We start from the raw sequence: 18,793 nt of genomic DNA on the forward strand, positions 1-18,793 counted from the left end.
GTAAGCAAGACAGTGCAGGAAAGGAGGGGCAAAATGATTCAGAAAGTAACCCACCGACAAATAGTTTTAATCATGATGTTGCTTAGTCTAACGGGCACGTTGCTTCAACCTCATGCTCAGGCCATTTTTTATGCAGAACAGCATGCTTATCTCAGTTATGTACCTGTCGTTCTGATTATGCTTACATCCATGTACATGTTAAGTCGTGTCCAGCGGCGTTTCCCGGACAGGGATCTGTTTGAGTCCATGGTGGAACGCTTCCCTTTCCTCGGAAGGGTAGCCGGGTTTATGTACATAGCCTTTTTTTTCTTTGTGTTTGCCAGAGATATCCGGCTGACCGGGGACTATGTGAGTATTACTTTACTGGAGACAACTCCCATATCCGTTATCGTGCTTTCTCTGCTTGTCATGGCTGTGTTTATCGTTCGCGGAGGCTTGGGCTCCCTGATTGGGATGGTGGAGCTGTACGTGGCTCTTTTTCTGGTTAACTCCCTCATCGTTCCGTTTATGCTGATTCAGCAGATCAATCTCGATAATCTGAAACCCTACTTCGATATTGAGCTTGCGGGAGTCGGTAAGGGAAGCTGGTATATCTTTTCGTTTTACGGAGAGATGATTGCATTACCATTTGTGGTGAGAGGCCAAGACTTCCGGGTAAAGTCGATTCTTTCAGGCACCGTTGTTACGGCTTTAGTGCTGATGTTAATTGTTGTGGAAACGATCGTCTCCATTGGTGTACCCATTGCCTCAAGACTGGTATATCCATCGTATGAGCTGGCAAGACAACTACAGATCAGTGACTTCCTGGATCGGTTTGATCTGGCACTTGCGGCAGCAACCTTGCCATGTACGATTACCAAGATCGCATTCGACCTGTATTTTGTATGCTGGGGATTGAAGCGTATGATACCGAAAGTGTCGGGTAAAGTATTAACCGGCCCGATTGCGCTGCTCGGATTTGTATGTGCGTTCTGGTTTTTCCGCAATGCGGTTCAACTGAACCGGTTTACCCGTGAATGGACGTGGGTCGCGATTGTTTTTGAGGTGTTATTCCCCATTGTGCTATTCCTGTTCCTTCGTCCGCGCAAAAAGGAAAAACAGCATGCCCCGAATTCATGCTCGGGTGAGCTTGCATCCAGAGGCAAACAAGAGGAAAAGGAGCAGAAGCAGGAGCAGGCAACCAATGAATCAGATCATTCTGAAGGGAAGTCAGAAGAGAAGTCTGGTCAAAAGTCAGCGGATAAGTCTAAAGACAAGAAAGGCAAAACATCACATGGCAGTGGCAATCTGCAGCCTTCCTGATACAAACTATAAAAAATCGTTATAGATAGATAGCCTGGAAAGAGAGCAGACATGGTTTCCCTCCGCAGAAGTACCTTGTATACTGTAGTCAGACTGATGAACATTCGGCTGAACAAACGGGAGGGAACATGAATGGCTCAACATTTGGCAGGGGTACGCGTAGCCTTGACCGGACCGCGGAAGTCCAAAGAGATGTCTTTATTGGTGGAGAAAATGGGTGGAATCCCTCTTGTGCGTCCTGCACAAGGGACAGTATTTCTGGATGATCGTAACATTCGAGATGGAGTGGTTTCCTGGATTTCCAATCCGCCGGATTGGGCTGTTTTTACGACAGGCATGGGGCTGGATGCCTTATTCGACATGGCTGAGGATATGGATATGGCGGGGCAGTTTCGAAGTGTATTATCCGAATCGATCATCGCAGCCCGGGGCTATAAAACAGTGAATGCGCTCAAGAAGCTGAAGTTAACCCCTCTGGTACGAGATGATGATGGTAGTACAGATGGGCTGATTCGTGAATTTGGCTCGCATGATCTGGCAGGCAAAAAGGTGATGTTACAGCTGCATGGTGAAACGGCTCCCAAACTGGTTCACTGGTTAGAAGAACAAGGAGCTGTTGTACGACAGGTATTGCCATATCGTCACGTACCGCCCAAAGAGGCAGAGCTGGAGCAGCTTCTGAATGAGATCATTCAGCATCAGCTGGATGCTGTGGCTTTTACAAGCGGGCCGCAGATTCGATTTTTGACGGAATATGCAGCTTCCCAAGGCAAACTGGAGCAGATGCTGACAGCCTTCAAGGAAGGGGTAGTCCCCGCTTCGGTTGGTAAAGTCACGGCGAATGCCATGCGTGAAGAAGGAATTGAAGCGCTGGTTGTGCCAGAGGACGAGAAGATGGGCGCGCTCATCGTTGAACTGGGTCGTTATTTTGCCGCCAATCCAGTAGGTGTCCGGGAAGAATATTAGAGCAGCATTGGCAGGACATGTTCGGAGAGCAGCTACATTTTGAATAGGGATAAAACAGGTTTCATATTTACGAATATGTTCAGTTCTGTTCTGGTCCAGTTGATGGATCAGAACTTATTTCATTTTTATCCAAACATATCCACTGTAATAGCAACACAGCAAGAAATAGTGGCGATTTTTGTTGCTTTGTGAAATCAGCTTGCGGTCACCCCTTCGACAATGAGCGGAAGGGCTCTAATTCGGTTGGATTGTCCTGAGACTTTGGTCGTGAAGTTGAGCATTGGACTGTACAATTAAAGGTTTTTAGTGAAGAATGTGGAATGTGTTAGACGGAGCATTTGGCGAGCATGGAGATTGGGAAATACATGCTGCATAGGAATGATTGGATATGCCAAACCATAATGCGGCTATACTAGGAAGTATAGCTTCATGGGTAGTCGATTATACAAAGTATGGTTAATTTATAGGATACGGAGCTTGCAAACGAATTTAAAGCAACAGAAGCACAAGAAAGGAGATGATTATGATGGATCATCGCAAAAAAGCATTATTAATTGGAGATTATACTCATCCGGATTGGCATCCGCTGCAGGGGGTGGATGGCGAGATCAGCCGGATATTTCAAGATACCATTACTGTTCAATGCAGTGAAAATCGCAATATGCTACTTCAAGAAAATATTTCCGGGTTTGATGTATGTATCTCATACATGGACGATTGGAGAGGTAAAGTCTCCCCACAGCAGACAGCAGGTTTGTTGTCTTATGTAAGTAACGGGGGTGGGCTGGTCATCTTACATAATGGAATCTCGCTTCAGAACCGAAATGAGATCAAACAGATGATCGGAGCCAAGTTTCTTCATCACCCGCCTTATGCGCCGCTGGAATTCACGGTGACGGAAGAGAGTCATCCCGTGACGGAGGGGATTACCGGTTTTACAATGGAAGAAGAGCCATATGAGTTCGAGTTCGGTTCATTTACCGAGACCAAAATTCTACTGCAGTACCAGTCCAAAGACGGCCTGAAACCGGCGGCATGGGCACATAAATATGGACTGGGGCGAGTTGTATATTTAATGCCTGGGCATTCTGTTCCATCCTTTGCGAATGAAACGTATCGTCGATTGGTTTTGCAGGCAGGCAAATGGGCAGCGCGGTACGTGTAATGCAGCTCTCCTTTTTGCATTTTCAAATTGAAGAGGTGTAATATAGAGACAACCAAAGAGGAGGATGAATAAGATGAGCGATTTGTTCAAAAAGGCGTTCTCGTTAGGTCTGGGTCTTACGGTAGTCAGCAAAGAAAAGATTGAGAAAACCGTGGATGATTTGGTGAAACGTGGGGAGCTTGCGCCCGGAGAATCCAAAGCGTTGATTGAACGATTGATGGAGCGCGGCGATGAAGAACAGGGTCAGCTCAAACGTATCATTCAGGAGCAGGTCAAGCGTGTGTTACAGGAAGTTGGCGTAGCCTCTGAGAGTGATGTGACTGCTCTGGAGCAACGTGTTGCGGTTCTGGAAAAAAAGCTGGCTGAGCTGAAACAGACACCACAGCTTCAACTTGATGAATCCCCGGCTCCGGTTGTTGAAGACTCTCCTCCTCTCCAAGGAAACGAGATCGAATAGATGGCTGTTCGAATTAAACATGTCGGCAGATACCGAGAGATTGCCATGGCGCTGGTGCGTCATGGCTTCGGTTATATGGTCGAGGAGCTGGGATTATTCCAGCTGCTGGCCCTGCCCAGACGGTGGATGTCGCGTGAAGCGCAGCCGACCAAAACGCTCAGTGAACGGATCAGGCTGGTGCTGCAGGAGCTGGGGCCGGCTTTTGTGAAGCTGGGGCAACTTGCAAGCACAAGGGCAGATCTTTTGCCTGAATCGGTCATTCGGGAACTGGTGAAACTGCAGGATCAGGTTCCACCCTTTTCGTCAGAGACGGCACGGGGTATTTTGGAACAGGAATTGGATATACCGCTGGAGGAGATCTTTTCCCGGTTCGAGGATACCCCGGTGGCTGCGGCCAGCATTGGTCAGGTGCATTTGGGCAAACTTCAGAGCGGAGAGGCGGTAGCGATCAAAATCCAGCGTCCTGGCATATCGCGGATTGTGCAGCGTGATCTGGATATTCTGCGTGAACTGACCGCCATGGCGGAGAAACGTTGGGACTGGGTGAAACAATACCAGATTCCACAGATGGTGGAAGAGTATGCTCAGGCTCTGATGACAGAACTGGATTATACGATCGAAGGCCGCAATACGGAAAAGATCGCACAGCAGTATCAACAGGACAACAAAGTGAAGATTCCAGTGATCTACTGGGATCAGACCTCATCGCGTGTGTTAACCATGGAGTATATCGAGGGCATCAAGCTGAACAATCGGGAAGAACTCGTGAAGCGTGGTCATGATCTGAATAATATTGCAGAGCGACTCGTGGATGCACTGTTGAACCAGATTTTCATGCAAGGTTTCTTTCATGCCGACCCGCATCCTGGCAATCTCATGGTGCTTAAGGACGGGCGTCTGGCATTCATCGACTTCGGCATGGTTGGCAGTCTGAGCGATGAGATGAGGCAGCAGCTGGCGTCACTTATTATCGGACTCATGCGGAAGGATACGGACAGTATGATCCGGGCAATTGAGAAGCTGGGCATGATGCCGGATGACATGGATGTGCGCGGACTGCATGTGGATTTGGACAAGCTTCGAAGCAAGTATTATGATATCCCTTTCTCCAAAATCAGCGTGGGTCAGGCCATGAATGATCTGTTTGGCGTCGCGCAGAGGCATCGGGTTGTGATGCCAGCGGATATTCTGCTGATGGGCAAATCGCTGCTGACGATGGAGGGGGTCATCGAACATCTCGACCCTACCTTGAGTATCGTGGATATGGCGGAGCCATTTGGACGGAAGCTGCTGAAGGAACGTTTTAGCGCGGGTCGTATCAAAAATCGGTTGTTTCGCAGTGCGGCAGACATGGCGGAAAGTGTCATTGGGTTGCCAGGACAGCTGCGGCAGTTATCCTCCATCATCAGCAAAGGTAAGCTGCGGCTGGAGATCAGCGTACCCGAATTAGAGTCACTCATGCGTAGACTGGATCAGATCAGTAACCGTTTATCATTCAGCATTGTGCTGCTCGCCTTCTGTATCATCATGGTTGGACTTATTATCGGTTCTTCGATTAGTCACCAATCCACGATGCTGTGGGATATTCCGGTGATTGAGATTGGTTTTCTCGTGGCGATCCTGATGGTTGCATTCCTGCTGTACTCGATATTTAAATCGGGCAGGTTCTAGAAAAACATAAAAATCCGACGATCATTCTTAAAAATGAAATGTCGGATTTTTTATAATTTCCACTTTGTTTAGATTCATTAAGTGGACTTATTTTTATGAGTATAGTCTTTTTATCGTAATGTGCTTTATAATCGATTATTTGTTTTGATCTTCTGAAGATGCTTCCTTTAAATACGTTTGTATCTCTTCTGAAGGAGTTGCTTGAAGCTTAAAAAAATCTTGATGGACTTTCTCATCTATCACATAGGATATTTTCACAAACATATCTTTATACAGATTAAGAGTTTTTTTATCTACTTTGGATTTATCAAGTAAAAAAGCTCTAAATAAACTAGCTCCAGTAGTTTCGCTATCAGTAGAGATCGTGAGGGGGGCATCATTCAAAACATTACTTTCAAAAATATTACTTGTGTTAAGCCTTTGTAACATATCTGGATTCAAGTTAAAACTCATTTTAAGATCCTCAAGTTTAATCTTAGGGTCTTTCACGAAAATTTCATATACCATTCTTTCAACCCCATCTTGAACACTTAAATTAACAGTTGCAGAAATTTTGTAATTTTCATTCGAAGTTTCATGGAATACTTCAGGATTCTCAAGCATGTTTTTTTCTATGGCTTTGAGTTCCTTCGTATACTCTTGAGAATAAATGATATGATCAGATTTAGGTGTGTCTTCTGTCCCTTCCGTATTTGCAGTGCAGCCGACCAATAAGAATACAATACAGAAGCCAATTATCGAGTTAATTAAGCGTGAATTCAAAGTCATACCTCCGTCTTTTAGTATTCTTAATATGAATAACAGATCTGCTAATTTATGCAGATCTGTTATAGTAAAATCAGAATTCTTATCTACCAATCTCCATCCGTATACTTCTTGCCCTGTAAGTAGTTTGGATAAGCTTTGTTCTGATTAAACGAATTATTATTATAGTTAGAGCTCACCTAATGATAACTCAATATTCCTATATTTAAAAAAATGTGTAATTAATTTTCTTGGATAACTCATATTGTTGTTTAGCAATAATTTTCTCTTCAGATGTACTTATGAGGATAGGGAATTAGTAATTTAGTTGAATTAACAATATTCCATCTATTATACTTACTTATCATTGTGTGTTGTGACTATAATGGTAGGTCGATAACAACCAGAAAGTCTTTTATGACAAGGAGAAACTTAGAAACTTCATACAGCTCTTAAATAAGGAAAGAAGTAATGAGCATAGGATCCTAAACTCCTTCAGACTAGCACAGGCAAATTTACGGAGAGACTCCCACTGCTACTATATACTTTGAGAAATTTGATAATATCTGCGTGGGAGGCACCCGTTATTCTTCATTTAGTTTGTTAATTATGGGAATACATCTAGGAGGCAAAGCAAGAACATATGAATACGTTAAAACAACAGTGGTTTGGCAACATCCGCGGAGATATACTTGCGGGCATTACGGTAGCGCTGGCACTCATTCCGGAAGCCATTGCCTTCTCCATTATCGCAGGTGTTGATCCGATGGTCGGATTGTACGCGTCGATTACGATAGCGATCATTATTTCGATTGCGGGCGGCAGACCGGGCATGATCTCGGCAGCAACAGGAGCTATGGCGGTATTGATGGTGGGGCTTGTCAAGGATTATGGCGTGGAGTATCTTTTTGCGGCGACCATTCTGACGGGCGTGATTCAGTTTATTTTAGGCATATTTAAAGTGGGGCGATTTATTACGTTTGTGCCTCATTCCGTGTTAACCGGATTCGTTAACGCACTCGCGATTCTGATCTTCATGGCGCAGCTCACCCATTTTACGGGAGCGAACTGGATCATGTATGCGATGGTGGCGGGGACGCTGGCGATCATCTATATTTTGCCACGTTTTTTCAAAGGGGCTCCGGCTCCACTTGTAGCGATTATTATCATGACCATTATTACCGTGGTCTTTCATCTCGATGTGAAAACGGTAGGTCAGATGGGCAATCTGACGAGCACACTGCCGATGTTCCATCTGCCAAATATTGCGTGGACATGGGATACACTGATGATCCTGCTGCCGTATTCATTCACAATGGCGCTTGTCGGTTTGCTGGAATCCTTGTTGACCGCGACTATTGTTGATGAGATGACGGAAACCAAAAGCAGCAAAAACCGGGAGGTGCGCGGTCAGGGGATTGCAAACTTTGTGAACGGATTGTTCGGTGGCATGGGTGGCTGTGCGATGATCGGACAGTCCGTGATTAATGTGAAGTCAGGCGGACGCGGAAGGCTGTCGACATTTACAGCAGGATCGTTCCTTGCTATTTTGCTGTTATTGCTGAGCGGTGTGGTGAAACAAGTCCCAATGGGGGCACTGGTCGGCGTTATGTTTATGGTGTGTATCGGTACGTTTGACTGGAGTTCTGTTAAAAATATAGCCCGTGTACCACGCGCAGAAGCTTTCGTTATGGTGGTGACGGTAGCGATCGTTGTTTACACACATGACCTGTCGCTTGGTGTAATGGTCGGTGTTGTGCTCAGCGTGCTGCATTTTGGCTGGAAACAAACCAAAATTCGTGTACAGGCTAGTGAAGAGCAAGGGCAAAAAGTGTATCGTGTGCAAGGGCCGTTCTTCTTCGGTTCCTCATCCCATTTCGTAGATGAATTCGATGCAGAAGCAGATCCGCAGGACATTACGATTGACTTTGGCGGCTCGCATATCTGGGACAACACGGCGGTTGTGGCGATTGGCAAAGTGAAATTCAAATACGCCAAGCTCGGTAAAACTGTGCATCTGCGCGGGTTGAACGAAGAAAGCTCCCGCCTGCTGGAGCGCAGTGGATTCAAGGTTTCAGGTGCGGGGACAGGCGTACACGGAGCGTAAAGCAGCTGCTTCGGGGTTTTGTTTTTTTTTATATGTAGTAGCGGCTTCTTTGCGGTTTATGCCGTGGGAGCCGCTTTTTTTGTAGCCGTGAGTGCTAACGATCATGAGAAGGCTTATTTAGGTGTATTTTGGCATTTTACATTTTAACGATCCCCAGAGACGCTATTTGGCTGATTTAGCTTCTGCAGAGGTGAATTTCTGTGATTTTCGAACGAATAAGCTTCCTAGTGATCGTTAGAATTTATCGTTAGGATTATTGGTGGTCTTAAGTTATGTGTTCTAGTTAGTCTTTTTAGCTAGTCTTCAAGGTTGGCAATACCGGCATTCAAATCGTATAAGATGTAGAAATGATTCCATTGGCGAATGGTCACAATCTCTTGCCTGTCCTCTTTTACGAAAAAATAACCCGAGCCTTCTTGTTGTTGGTACTTCCAACCTTCACGATCCATCCGTGACTTTAACCGCTCCTGCGGATCGTTCTGGTCTTTGGTAAGGTAACGTTCCCTACCAGGTGAAGGAGTTTCCATCTGAATAATCGAATGACCACTCCGCTCCAAATGTATGATTTGTCTTACGTTGCTGTAACCAACATTGTTTAGAATCGATAGCAAGGTTATGATGATCAGCACGAGGATGCCAATCAGCCCCCAAATCATCATTCTTCGCATTCCTTTTGCTTTAATCGCATGTTCTCCTCCTTCTACTGATCCATGATCACGTTGTGTGCACATTAGAATAAACGCGACCACATTGATGTTGGTTACCTAAACAGCTAATTAAAATGCTAACCTATAAGATATTTAACAAACTCATTTATAAAATATGTAACAAGCTAATTTATAAAATTGAATAAAAAAGAATGTAAACAATGATAAAATTCTCATGTTTATCTCTCTTTCGGTATATTTCTAAAATGCTTAGTAGCGATGTCAGGTTGGCACAGTGACTTAAACAATGTCTGATTTTTACGATACGTTTATGCTACAAGTTGGCGCGGTAGTTCGGTTTCGCTTTTGTTTTGCTGGATGAACGTGTAAACTACAGGGTATGGAGAAGAAGAGCAACGGAATGATTGCTTTTTAAAAATTCATTTCATAATCAGAGTTGAATTCAGGAAAACTAGTGTGAAGTTACGTGTGTGTGTTGCAGTATGATTCGAAATGCAAGCTCATATGCAAAACTTGGGAAATGCACACAGAATCCAATTCAGGTTCAGATGCAGAACTCAGGCACACGGACGCCAATAGCAGGCTCGTATGTAGACTCAGACATGGCTATAGACTCAATGAAGTTCAGACGGAGATGCCTATGCATTTTCCAAAGGGCTAGGGTCTTCTATGAAATGGACTTATCTAAATGAATATACAGAGGTGTAACGATTGACAAATTTTGAACAACTAGGTATTCGCCCGGAGTGGTGCGAGGTACTGAAACATCAGGGAATCACGGTGCCGACTCCGGTACAGGAGCGTTCGATACCCGTACTGCTGGGTGGACGTGATATCATTGCCGAGGCACAGACGGGCACAGGGAAAACGCTGGCTTTTTTGCTGCCGATAATTCAGAAAATTAACGTATCTGACCTCTCTCCGCAGGCACTGATTATCGCGCCTACTCGTGAGCTGGCTTTGCAGATTACAGAAGAAGCAAAGAAACTGACCGCAAATGATGACAAGCTGCATGTGCTTGCTGTATATGGTGGACAGGATGTCGAAAGGCAGCTGCGCAAGCTGCAAAATGGAACCCAGATCGTTGTAGGTACACCAGGTCGTCTGCTGGATCACCTGCGCCGTGGTACATTGAAGCTTGATAATGTGAAAAAACTGGTGCTCGATGAAGCTGACCAAATGTTGCATATGGGCTTCCTGGATGATGTGGAGACGATTTTGCGCGAACTGCCGCATAAACGTCAAACGATGCTGTTTTCGGCAACGATGCCTAAAGGCATTCGTGTACTGGCGAAGAACTACATGAAAGATCCGGAGGATGTCAAAGTATCCTCCAAGTCGATGATTCCGATTCACCAGATTCGCCAGCAGGTATTGGAATGCACGGATCGCGGCAAGTTTGATGCACTGCGTGGCATGATTGATACGTATCGCCCGTATTTGGCGATTATTTTCTGCCGGACGAAGCGCCGGGCTTCCAAGCTGAACGAAGATCTTCGTGAAGCCGGGTATGAAAGTGATGAGCTTCACGGGGACTTGTCCCAAGCGAAGCGGGAGAAGGTTATGAAGGCATTCCGTGATGCGAAGTTACAAATCCTTGTGGCTACGGATGTCGCTGCACGCGGGCTGGACGTTGAAGGGGTAACCCATGTATTCAACTACGATATGCCACATGATGCAGAAAGTTATATTCACCGGATCGGTCGTACAGGACGAGCAGGCGGCACAGGTCTTGCTGTAACGTTTGCAACCCAGCACGACAGACCGGAGCTTGCTCGGATCGAGGAAGGTACGAATCAGAAGCTGAACCGTATTCAGTGGACGAGTGAAGGTCCAGTTGCTTCCACGGGAGCCACTCGCCGCTCCATCCATAGTGAGCGTGATGATGAGCGTGGCGGTCGTACTGCAGGGACAGGCAGTGCCCGTCGCGGCTCAGGTCGTAACGACCGCCGAGAAGGTGGCGGTCGTGGGTCTCGCGGCGGCACATCTGGAGGCCGCAGCGGTGGACGTAGTGGCGGCCGTAGCGGCGATGAGCGCAGCGCGAGTCGCGGTTCGGCGCGCAGCAGCGACAGCAGTCGCGGTGCAGCAAGCCAGGGCCGCAGCAGCAGTAGCCGCGGCACGAGCCAAGGCAGCGGCTGGGCAGGCCGCAGCGCAGACAAGCGCACCGCTGGGCGCGGTGGCGCTGGTTCGGGCCGCTCGGACGCCGCAGGACGCGGTCCGAGCAGGGGCGACCGCCGCGATTCTCGTCGCGGGCGGTAAAGCACTGGCGCAAGCGGCGATGCCGCCGCATATTGCGCTAGAGGCATCATAGCCATGCGACCGCAATAGCGGATGCCGCATGGCACATATTGAGAGGGTTCGGGTACGTCATCGTACCGAACACTCGAACCAAGGGTCGCGACGGAACACGTCACGACCCTTTTTTATAACCAACATCACATGCACACCACCAAACTATCATTTCATTGCACCCCCGAGCGCTAACGATCACGAGAGAGCTAATTTAGGCTTTTTTGAGGGTGGAGCAATTGTAACGATCAGGAGCGACGTTATTTGGCGAAAAAGTCATAAATGGCAGGCGTGTTGATGGAATTTCAGCGAAATAAGGCTCCTGGAGATCGTTAGAATTGTTAGAGTGTTAATTTGGCCGAAATAAGTTCCCCTGTGAACGTTAGAATCCGAGCAATATGTACCAGAACGACAAAACACCTCATCCTAGACCTAAGGACGGGGTGTTTTCGGTTTAAAACTTATATGATTAAAGGATGACACAATATCACGCTACTGGCTGACAAAGATGCAGGGGGCACAACATACAGTTCGTCTATAGATAGGGAGCTGATTTGCATTATTTTACTTATCGAACTGTACAGTAGGCTATGACATCTGAGCTTAACTGTTACATGGTTACCCATGAACATCAGCGTACTGATCCCGGTACTTCTCGTTATACACTCGTCCGACGGACTCCGCGAGTCCACCGCGTGCTTTGGTCGGATAACGTTCGATGGTGTGATAGAGCCGCATAAAACGGTCTTTCGGCATGAAGCGTGCATAGCGGGTAATCAGGCTGGGAAACAGCTCAATATATTTGCTCTTACGCACGGCAGCGGCCGCCACGGCGGTCAGAATCTGGATGCCATTATGCAACTGTAAAATGTGAACCTCATACGTCGCGATATAACGAATCGCGTCTTCACGGATCAATTCCGGCTTCAGCCTGGCAATTTCGCCAATATACTCGGCGAGCAGCCGCTCGAAGTTATGGAGCAGGAGCGGTTTCAGTTGCAAGTCCATGTCGCTGCGCAGCACGAAGGATTGCAGTAATGCGACCTGCTGCAAGCGAATTCGGTCGTTGTAGATCAGAGAGCCGATCTCACGCAACATTTCATAGGCGAGTGCCTCGTTCTCCTTTCGCGCTTCGGCAACGAGGGCCCAGTTTCGGTTGATGCTCTGGCGGATCACTTCTTCATCCAGTCGCAGTAAGCGTCTCATCTCGCGTCGCTGTTCAATCTGGAATGAACGCTGCTGCATAAAGATCAGGCCACCGAGCAGCAATAGCGACACGGTAGCCGCGATCATGGACTGATCGAGCGTTTCACCGAAATAAGTAGCTGCTGCGCCGATCAATAGAACGAAGAACACATCACGCACCATCCGGCGTTTTACTCGTGAATCTGCTCTCTCCTGCACAGAGACAAGTGTGCCGTGCCCGCAGGAGGTGCAGTGATCTTCCCAAAGGCATGTATATTGCCCGCAGCGCTTGCAAATATGCAACTTTTCATAGGCATATGTCGTTCGGTTAAATGGCCGTATGGATACCACTTTTTTCTTGCTCATGCTCCATCACGTCCGCCATTCAGAATATTGTACAGGGTGCGATCTGTGTCTTCGCGGGAGACGGGTTTGCGGCGATGAACCTGAAATGTGATCACCCTGATGATGACAAAAAGAAACAATATGGCGAGGCATACGTATGTAACCATAATTCCGTCCCTTTCTATGGCTTGAAGATCAAGCACTGTTATATTGCAGTTTGCTGGCAATAACTATATCATATTTCCATAGTTGGAATTATTGTTCCAACCAAAGCCCTAAAATCGTCGATTTTTGTCAGACATTACAAAACTGTAACTCAGAATAGGGGTGCTTTTCAGATTTTATTAGCAGACTGTTAAGATTTCCTTAAGGCTTGACGCCTATAATAAACTATTCGCATTTTAATCTCAAACGTGAAGGAGTACAGCCCATGCTGCGGATACGCAAAAAACGCTGGCTCAGCGGAACCATGGTTCTGCTGGCATTACTAACCCTGCTGCTGCCTTCGGCACTGCTCCCCCAAGCGGAAGCCGCTCAGGCACAGACGAGTGGAATTGACGCGGTGCTTGTAGCCGATGTCAGCAACTCGATGAATACAAGTGATCGTGACAAGATCAGTAATGAAGCGATGAAAATGTTTATAGATATGCTGCCAACCGTCGGTGATAAAGTAGGTATTGTCGCCTACACCGATCAGGTGGAGCGAGAGAAGGCTATGCTCGAGATTCAGTCTGACGCAGATAAAAGCAATCTGAAGGACTTTATCGACCAGCTTGGCAGAGGCCCGTACACCGATATTTCCGTTGGTGTTGCAGAGGCTGTGAACATCTTGAACCATGGGGCTGATGCATCACACTCGCCCATGATCGTATTGCTGGCGGATGGCAATAACGATTTTAACAAAAGCAAAGGACGCACCCAGGCCGAGTCGGATGCTGATCTGGCAAAAGCCGTTAAGGATGCGCAAGCGAAAGGCATTCCAATCTACACCATCGGACTTAACGCTGATGGCAAGCTGAACAAAAATGCACTTGCAGACCTCGCTAAACAAACGGGAGGCAAGTCGTTTATTACCGATACACCGGATGATCTGCCACAGATTCTAAGTGATATTTTCGCCGATCATGCCAAGCTTAATGTGGTGAAGCTGCCTTCAATAACCGGAAACGGCAGTTATCAGGAAGTTACCGTGAGTGTGCCGAATGACAGCGTACTGGAAGCCAATATTTCCATCATGTCCTCGAAGCCGGTACAAATCCAGTTAACTGATCCTTCAGGCAAAAACGTGAATCTGAATTCAAAAGAGGCCAAGCTGTCTACATCCAAAAGTTATTCACTCGTGAAGCTGCTGAAACCTCAGGAGGGCGACTGGAAACTTCGGGTAAAAGGGGCTCCCAAAGACAGTATTGATATTAATCTGCTGTTTAACTATGATCTTCAACTCGTTGCGGGCTCAATTAAGACCAAGTCCTATACGAAAGGCGACAAGATTGACCTGTCGGCGAGACTGGAAAATGGCGGTCAGCCGCTACAGGATAATGACCTGTATGCGGATATGAAGGCCACACTGATCGTGAATGACAAGGACACAGGCAAAAAAGAAGAGCAGCCGCTGAAGAATACGGGCTCCGGTTTTGCCGGAATCTTTGAAGTGCCGGACAATCACAACTATGAGCTGGTCATTCGGGCGGAAGAAGATAGCTTTTACCGTGAGAGTGCACCGATCATCATAAATGCAGGAGGCGCAGGCGGAAGTCAGGCACAGCCAACAACACCAGCGAGTGCCAATGAGAAACCGTTCCCGTGGATGCCTGTCATCCTGGGTGTGATCGCCCTGATCGTGGTGGCGGCGTGCGGCTGGTTCCTGATGGGCTGGCTGAAACGCAAAAACCGCGGCTTTGTTGGTCAGATCATCGTGGAGATTCGGGATGAGAACACCGGAGACAAGTCCTATCCACAATACAAAAAGCTGGCATCCTTCCGGGGCAAGTTCCATTTGCATCAATTGTTGCAGCTTGACCCTGAACTGAAGGAAACAGAGAAATATATTTTCACCCCTGGCAGTGGAGACCGACTAATGATCCGCAATACCGCAGGGGGAACGCTGGAGAAATCCGGCCGTGCGGTGGATGCAAGCTCAGGCGTTGAACTGAAGAACGGTGATCGACTGAGCATCCCGCTGCAACAGGCGGATAAAACGATTTTGATTGAGTATTTGGTGTAACATGATTGTTCGGTTTATTGGTTTAAATTGATAATTTGTTTTAAATGCATGATTTGATTTAAAGGGATACCAATATAAGTTGGGCTAATTGTTTACACGTTAACGGAGAGGACAGAGAAAACCTGAAGAAGCGGAGCGTGCGCCTTTATCACCAGATTTTTCCTTTTAGAAAAGGGAATCAAGAAAATCTGGGGATAACAGCGATCGGAAGGTAACTCTGTCATTGGAGTGGCGAGTGTAATGAGTTGTACCCAACTGGTTTATTAAGGGAGGATATCGAATGAAACCGATCGTTAGAGAGCATATTCAGCAACTGGATGTATCACTGGGCGGAGGGATCGTCAGTGAGAAAATCAGGGTTGATACGATTGATAACCCGATTCTGATTATCGGTCTGGGAGGAACGGGGATTGACGCACTGTTGCGTCTGAAATATCAGATCAACCGCCGTTTCAAGCTGCCACAAGACCCGGTGTCCAAGAAAAAGATGGAGAAGCCGGACAACGTTGAATTTCTGGCGTTTGAGACAAACGAGCAGGATCGTGCGAAGAAATATAGAGGCATCGGACTGGATCCGATCAACGAATTTGTACTGTTATCCAATGCGGAGATTGGTGGGCTTTTGCAGAATCGCAGCGTGCTGGAGCCGTATATCACGGACTGGCTGTCTCCTGAACTGAGCATCACGGATGGCATGAACGGAGCCGCAGGAGTGCGTCAGGCTGGGCGTTTGCTTCTGTTTACGAAGATTAATCAAGTGGTGCAGGCCATCGATAAAAAGATCAAAACCCTATCCGTTGGCACCAACAAAAAACTGATGGTATTCCTGCTCACCGGTCTGTCCGGTGGTACAGGCAGTGGCTGCTTCCTCGATATTTCCTATATCGTGCGTGGCATCATCGAACGGGATCACGGCTCTGCCGGGATTGACCGCGTCAACACGCTCGGTTACCTGTTCACGCCAGACGTGAACCTGTCCAACAAAAGCTTGAGCGAGCACACACGGGAATATATTCGCAAGAACGGATATGCAGCGCTCAAAGAGCTGGATTACTGGATGAACGTGGACAGCCGCGGCGAGCGGTTTGCACAGAAGTACGGCAATATTTTGACCGTAAACTCTCCGCTGCCGCCATTTAACCTGTGTCATCTGATCTCGGCAACGAATACGGAAGGCAAACTGTTGGAGAACGCGTATGATTACTGCATGAACGTTACTGCGGAGAATATAACCAACTTTATCTCCAGTGAAGAGAAACAGTCGGGTGAGGAATTTGCGATTCATGACTATATCAGCAATATTCGCACCAACATCGCGCAGATGAACAAAGTGTACCCGGCGAACTATGATTACAACATCATCGGTGCATCTTCCGCCGTACTGCCGATTGAAGAGATGACAACGTATCTGGCTTACCGGATGTTTGACAAGATGAGCACCATGTTCTCGAAAGCACCCAATCAGGAGGATACGGAGAAGTTCGCGCGCAAGCTAGGCATTGATCTCGAAAGTGTAGTTAAATCCTTCGAATCACGCGTACCCGAACCGCTTCCGGGTTACCAGAACAGCGAGCGTTTATCCTACGGCAATGTGGTGAAATCCCAAGTCGTCAACATGGATACGGAGCTGGAACAGAACTTCCTGGCACGTGCCCGTGAAGAATATATCAAAGCAAAGAAACAGCTGCCGGGCGAGATTGCAGGCCAGTTTACCGAGCAGATCCGGCGTATGTTTTTGCATCCTGAGCAGGGGCCATTCTACGTCTCTCGTTTGATTTATACCGAAAAGGGATTCTGTGTACTGAAAATGATTCAGTCATATATCGAAACGCTGCGTGAAAATGCGTTCCGCATTCCACGTGATATTGAAGCGGCTCAGGAGCAATCCGAAGAGAAACTTGGCGATGCGAAGAGTGCCTTTGTCTCCAAAGAGAAGAAAAAGAATGCTTATATTGAAGCGAAAATTCATGAATACTGGCTGCATGCCGATGTGGAACGCAATGACCAGATGATTGAGTTCTATGAAGACCTGTATGAATTGCTGAATCAAGAGAACAGCCGCATTTATAACGTATTTTCCGAGACGCTGAATGCGCTCAGCTCCATCTTTGCCAAGAACGGCGATCTGCTGACACGAAGCGAAGAACAAATGGATCACAAAGGGAACAAGACGTATTATTGGAACGTGGTAAGTGTACCGGATATCGTGAGCGTGGTGGACGGGTTGCTGGATAAACGTGATACGGATGATCTGATCCGTGACTTCTGTCGTGAACTGCTGGAGAATTCGAGCCAGTGGGTGAAGGAAAACGAGATTGATATCGTCAGCTCGATCTCTGACTTCCTGAGCGAAAAGTTCGGCGACCTGATTACTCGCTCTATGGAAGATTTCTTGGTGATCAAATACGGGAAAGACGAGTCCGTTGAAAAGTTCGTGGAACGTTTCATCGCAGGCAAGCTGGATGACGAGGCTGTTCCGGTGTTTAATCTGAGCAACAGCACAGGCAGTTTGCATTTCCCGTCTTGGGGATTTGTATCGGTGCCAGCACAGGCTCCAGGAATTCTGAAAGGGATTCGGAACTACCAGAACAACGCTGTGGGCAAATCCCACTTTACCGTTAAGGAAAGCGAAGTACGAAACCGGATTTTCTGGCTGAATACCCGCAACGGGGTACCGCTCTTTGTATATACACCGCTTAAAGTCTATGAAGAGAGCTACGAACGCACGATTTTGGACAAAGAGGGCATTGGACGCCATCTGGTGCAAACGGAGAAAAACAACTGGACATACCTGCCGTCTCCGATTCCGGAAAAATCATGGGGAGATGTGTACGAGAATGCGCGCGTGAAGCAGTATAACGCAAGGGTTCGTAGTGAATTCGAGCAAGCGCTTGGCTATAAGATTGTCACTGCCAAATCGGAGGATGAAAATACAAGTAACCGCTATGCGATTGTTACTACCGAACCGTTTGACTTATCTGCCAAGCTGGCTGCTTACGACATGCGTCTCACATCGAACGCACCGAATCTGGGTGAAGTGAAACGGGCTGTCCTTGAACTGAAACGTCTGCAATCCGAAGGGTTGCCACGGGTGAATGTGAAGGATATTTTCGGAAGTATTAATGAAGACATGGCCAAAGAAAACCTGGTACGCTCTCCGCAGCTCATCGCGCGGGTACGTGAGGAACTGGCGAAGATGAATGCCATCACCGCCAAAGTGGCTGAACTTGAAGGTATTCTGGCTCAGTACCAAGACGAAGAACAGTGGTATGACCGCTTTATCGAAGCGCTCTATACCGATACGATTGTCAAAAAGGGTGCGTTATACGTTTACGACCGTGATCCCGAGGAAGACGCATGGGAGCCGTTTGCCAACCTGATGAAGAGCCGCAATTTCGCCGAATACGAAGTGTTTGGCAACTTCCGCGGCCTGTCCGAGAAGGACCGTAGCACATTGCTGCGTAAAGCCTCCCGCCGTGATAATGATCTGACGGCTTCCGAGGATATTACACCACTGCTGAGTAAGCTGGATGATCTGGCAACACTGTTTATGGAATCGCGGGATCGTCTGGAGTATGAGCGGGTAGAACTCGCGAACGGAGAAGACATCTACCAGTTCTACAGAACGATGTCGTCGAAGCTGAACGATATTCGCAGAAGGCTGAAATAA

The 18,793-nt window shown here is 47.4% G+C and carries 13 protein-coding genes; 9 read left to right on the forward strand and 4 right to left on the reverse strand.

The window, feature by feature from the left end; translation table 11 throughout:
• The first annotated feature begins 33 nt into the window (after positions 1-33).
• The 5 genes from ACR8BL_RS19015 (at position 34) to ACR8BL_RS19035 (ending at position 5,561) form a co-directional block, all read left to right on the forward strand.
• Complete coding sequence (locus tag ACR8BL_RS19015; RefSeq protein WP_434749062.1) at positions 34-1,302, forward strand: GerAB/ArcD/ProY family transporter; 1,269 nt, start codon at positions 34-36, stop codon at positions 1,300-1,302.
• Between the two features lie 132 nt (positions 1,303-1,434).
• Positions 1,435-2,268: a uroporphyrinogen-III synthase gene (locus ACR8BL_RS19020; protein WP_434749063.1), complete on the forward strand. Its 834-nt coding sequence runs from the start codon at positions 1,435-1,437 to the stop codon at positions 2,266-2,268.
• A gap of 526 nt (positions 2,269-2,794) precedes the next feature.
• Positions 2,795-3,433, forward strand: a complete 639-nt coding sequence (locus ACR8BL_RS19025) for a ThuA domain-containing protein (RefSeq protein ID WP_434753174.1) — start codon at positions 2,795-2,797, stop codon at positions 3,431-3,433.
• Between the two features lie 73 nt (positions 3,434-3,506).
• Positions 3,507-3,890, forward strand: a complete 384-nt coding sequence (locus ACR8BL_RS19030; protein ID WP_434749064.1) for a phasin family protein — start codon at positions 3,507-3,509, stop codon at positions 3,888-3,890.
• Entirely contained in the window at positions 3,891-5,561 is a 1,671-nt protein-coding gene (locus tag ACR8BL_RS19035; RefSeq protein WP_434749065.1) for an ABC1 kinase family protein, read from the forward strand. It abuts the gene before it with no gap.
• A 135-nt stretch (positions 5,562-5,696) separates the two neighbouring features.
• Here ACR8BL_RS19035 and ACR8BL_RS19040 read toward each other — a convergent pair whose 3' ends face one another.
• Positions 5,697-6,323: a hypothetical protein gene (locus ACR8BL_RS19040; protein WP_434749066.1), complete on the reverse strand. Its 627-nt coding sequence runs from the start codon at positions 6,321-6,323 to the stop codon at positions 5,697-5,699.
• A 625-nt stretch (positions 6,324-6,948) separates the two neighbouring features.
• Here ACR8BL_RS19040 and ACR8BL_RS19045 point away from each other — a divergent pair.
• Positions 6,949-8,412 (forward strand): SulP family inorganic anion transporter, encoded by a 1,464-nt coding sequence (locus ACR8BL_RS19045; RefSeq protein WP_434749067.1) that lies wholly within the window; start codon positions 6,949-6,951, stop codon positions 8,410-8,412.
• Positions 8,413-8,708: 296 nt separating this feature from the next.
• On the opposite strand, the gene ACR8BL_RS19050 is transcribed toward ACR8BL_RS19045, so the two are convergent.
• Positions 8,709-9,080, reverse strand: a complete 372-nt coding sequence (locus ACR8BL_RS19050; RefSeq protein ID WP_434749068.1) for a hypothetical protein — start codon at positions 9,078-9,080, stop codon at positions 8,709-8,711.
• A gap of 711 nt (positions 9,081-9,791) precedes the next feature.
• On the opposite strand from ACR8BL_RS19050, the gene ACR8BL_RS19055 reads away from it, so the two are divergent.
• On the forward strand, positions 9,792-11,339 hold the full coding sequence (locus ACR8BL_RS19055; protein WP_434749069.1) for a DEAD/DEAH box helicase: 1,548 nt from the start codon (positions 9,792-9,794) through the stop codon (positions 11,337-11,339).
• A 648-nt stretch (positions 11,340-11,987) separates the two neighbouring features.
• On the opposite strand, the gene ACR8BL_RS19060 is transcribed toward ACR8BL_RS19055, so the two are convergent.
• On the reverse strand, positions 11,988-12,905 hold the full coding sequence (locus tag ACR8BL_RS19060; RefSeq protein WP_434756402.1) for a hypothetical protein: 918 nt from the start codon (positions 12,903-12,905) through the stop codon (positions 11,988-11,990).
• Positions 12,906-12,916: 11 nt separating this feature from the next.
• Entirely contained in the window at positions 12,917-13,066 is a 150-nt protein-coding gene (locus ACR8BL_RS19065; protein ID WP_434749071.1) for a hypothetical protein, read from the reverse strand.
• A 263-nt stretch (positions 13,067-13,329) separates the two neighbouring features.
• Here ACR8BL_RS19065 and ACR8BL_RS19070 point away from each other — a divergent pair, with 263 nt between their 5' ends.
• Both ACR8BL_RS19070 and ACR8BL_RS19075 read left to right on the forward strand, forming a co-directional pair.
• Complete coding sequence (locus tag ACR8BL_RS19070; RefSeq protein ID WP_434749072.1) at positions 13,330-15,123, forward strand: vWA domain-containing protein; 1,794 nt, start codon at positions 13,330-13,332, stop codon at positions 15,121-15,123.
• Positions 15,124-15,403: 280 nt separating this feature from the next.
• Positions 15,404-18,793 carry a tubulin-like doman-containing protein gene (locus ACR8BL_RS19075; protein WP_434749073.1) on the forward strand — a complete coding sequence of 1,130 codons (3,390 nt, stop codon included), beginning with the start codon at positions 15,404-15,406 and terminating at the stop codon, positions 18,791-18,793.

The sequence above is a fragment of the Paenibacillus amylolyticus genome (assembly GCF_051136285.1).
GTDB classification, from domain to species: Bacteria; Bacillota; Bacilli; order Paenibacillales; family Paenibacillaceae; genus Paenibacillus; species Paenibacillus amylolyticus_F.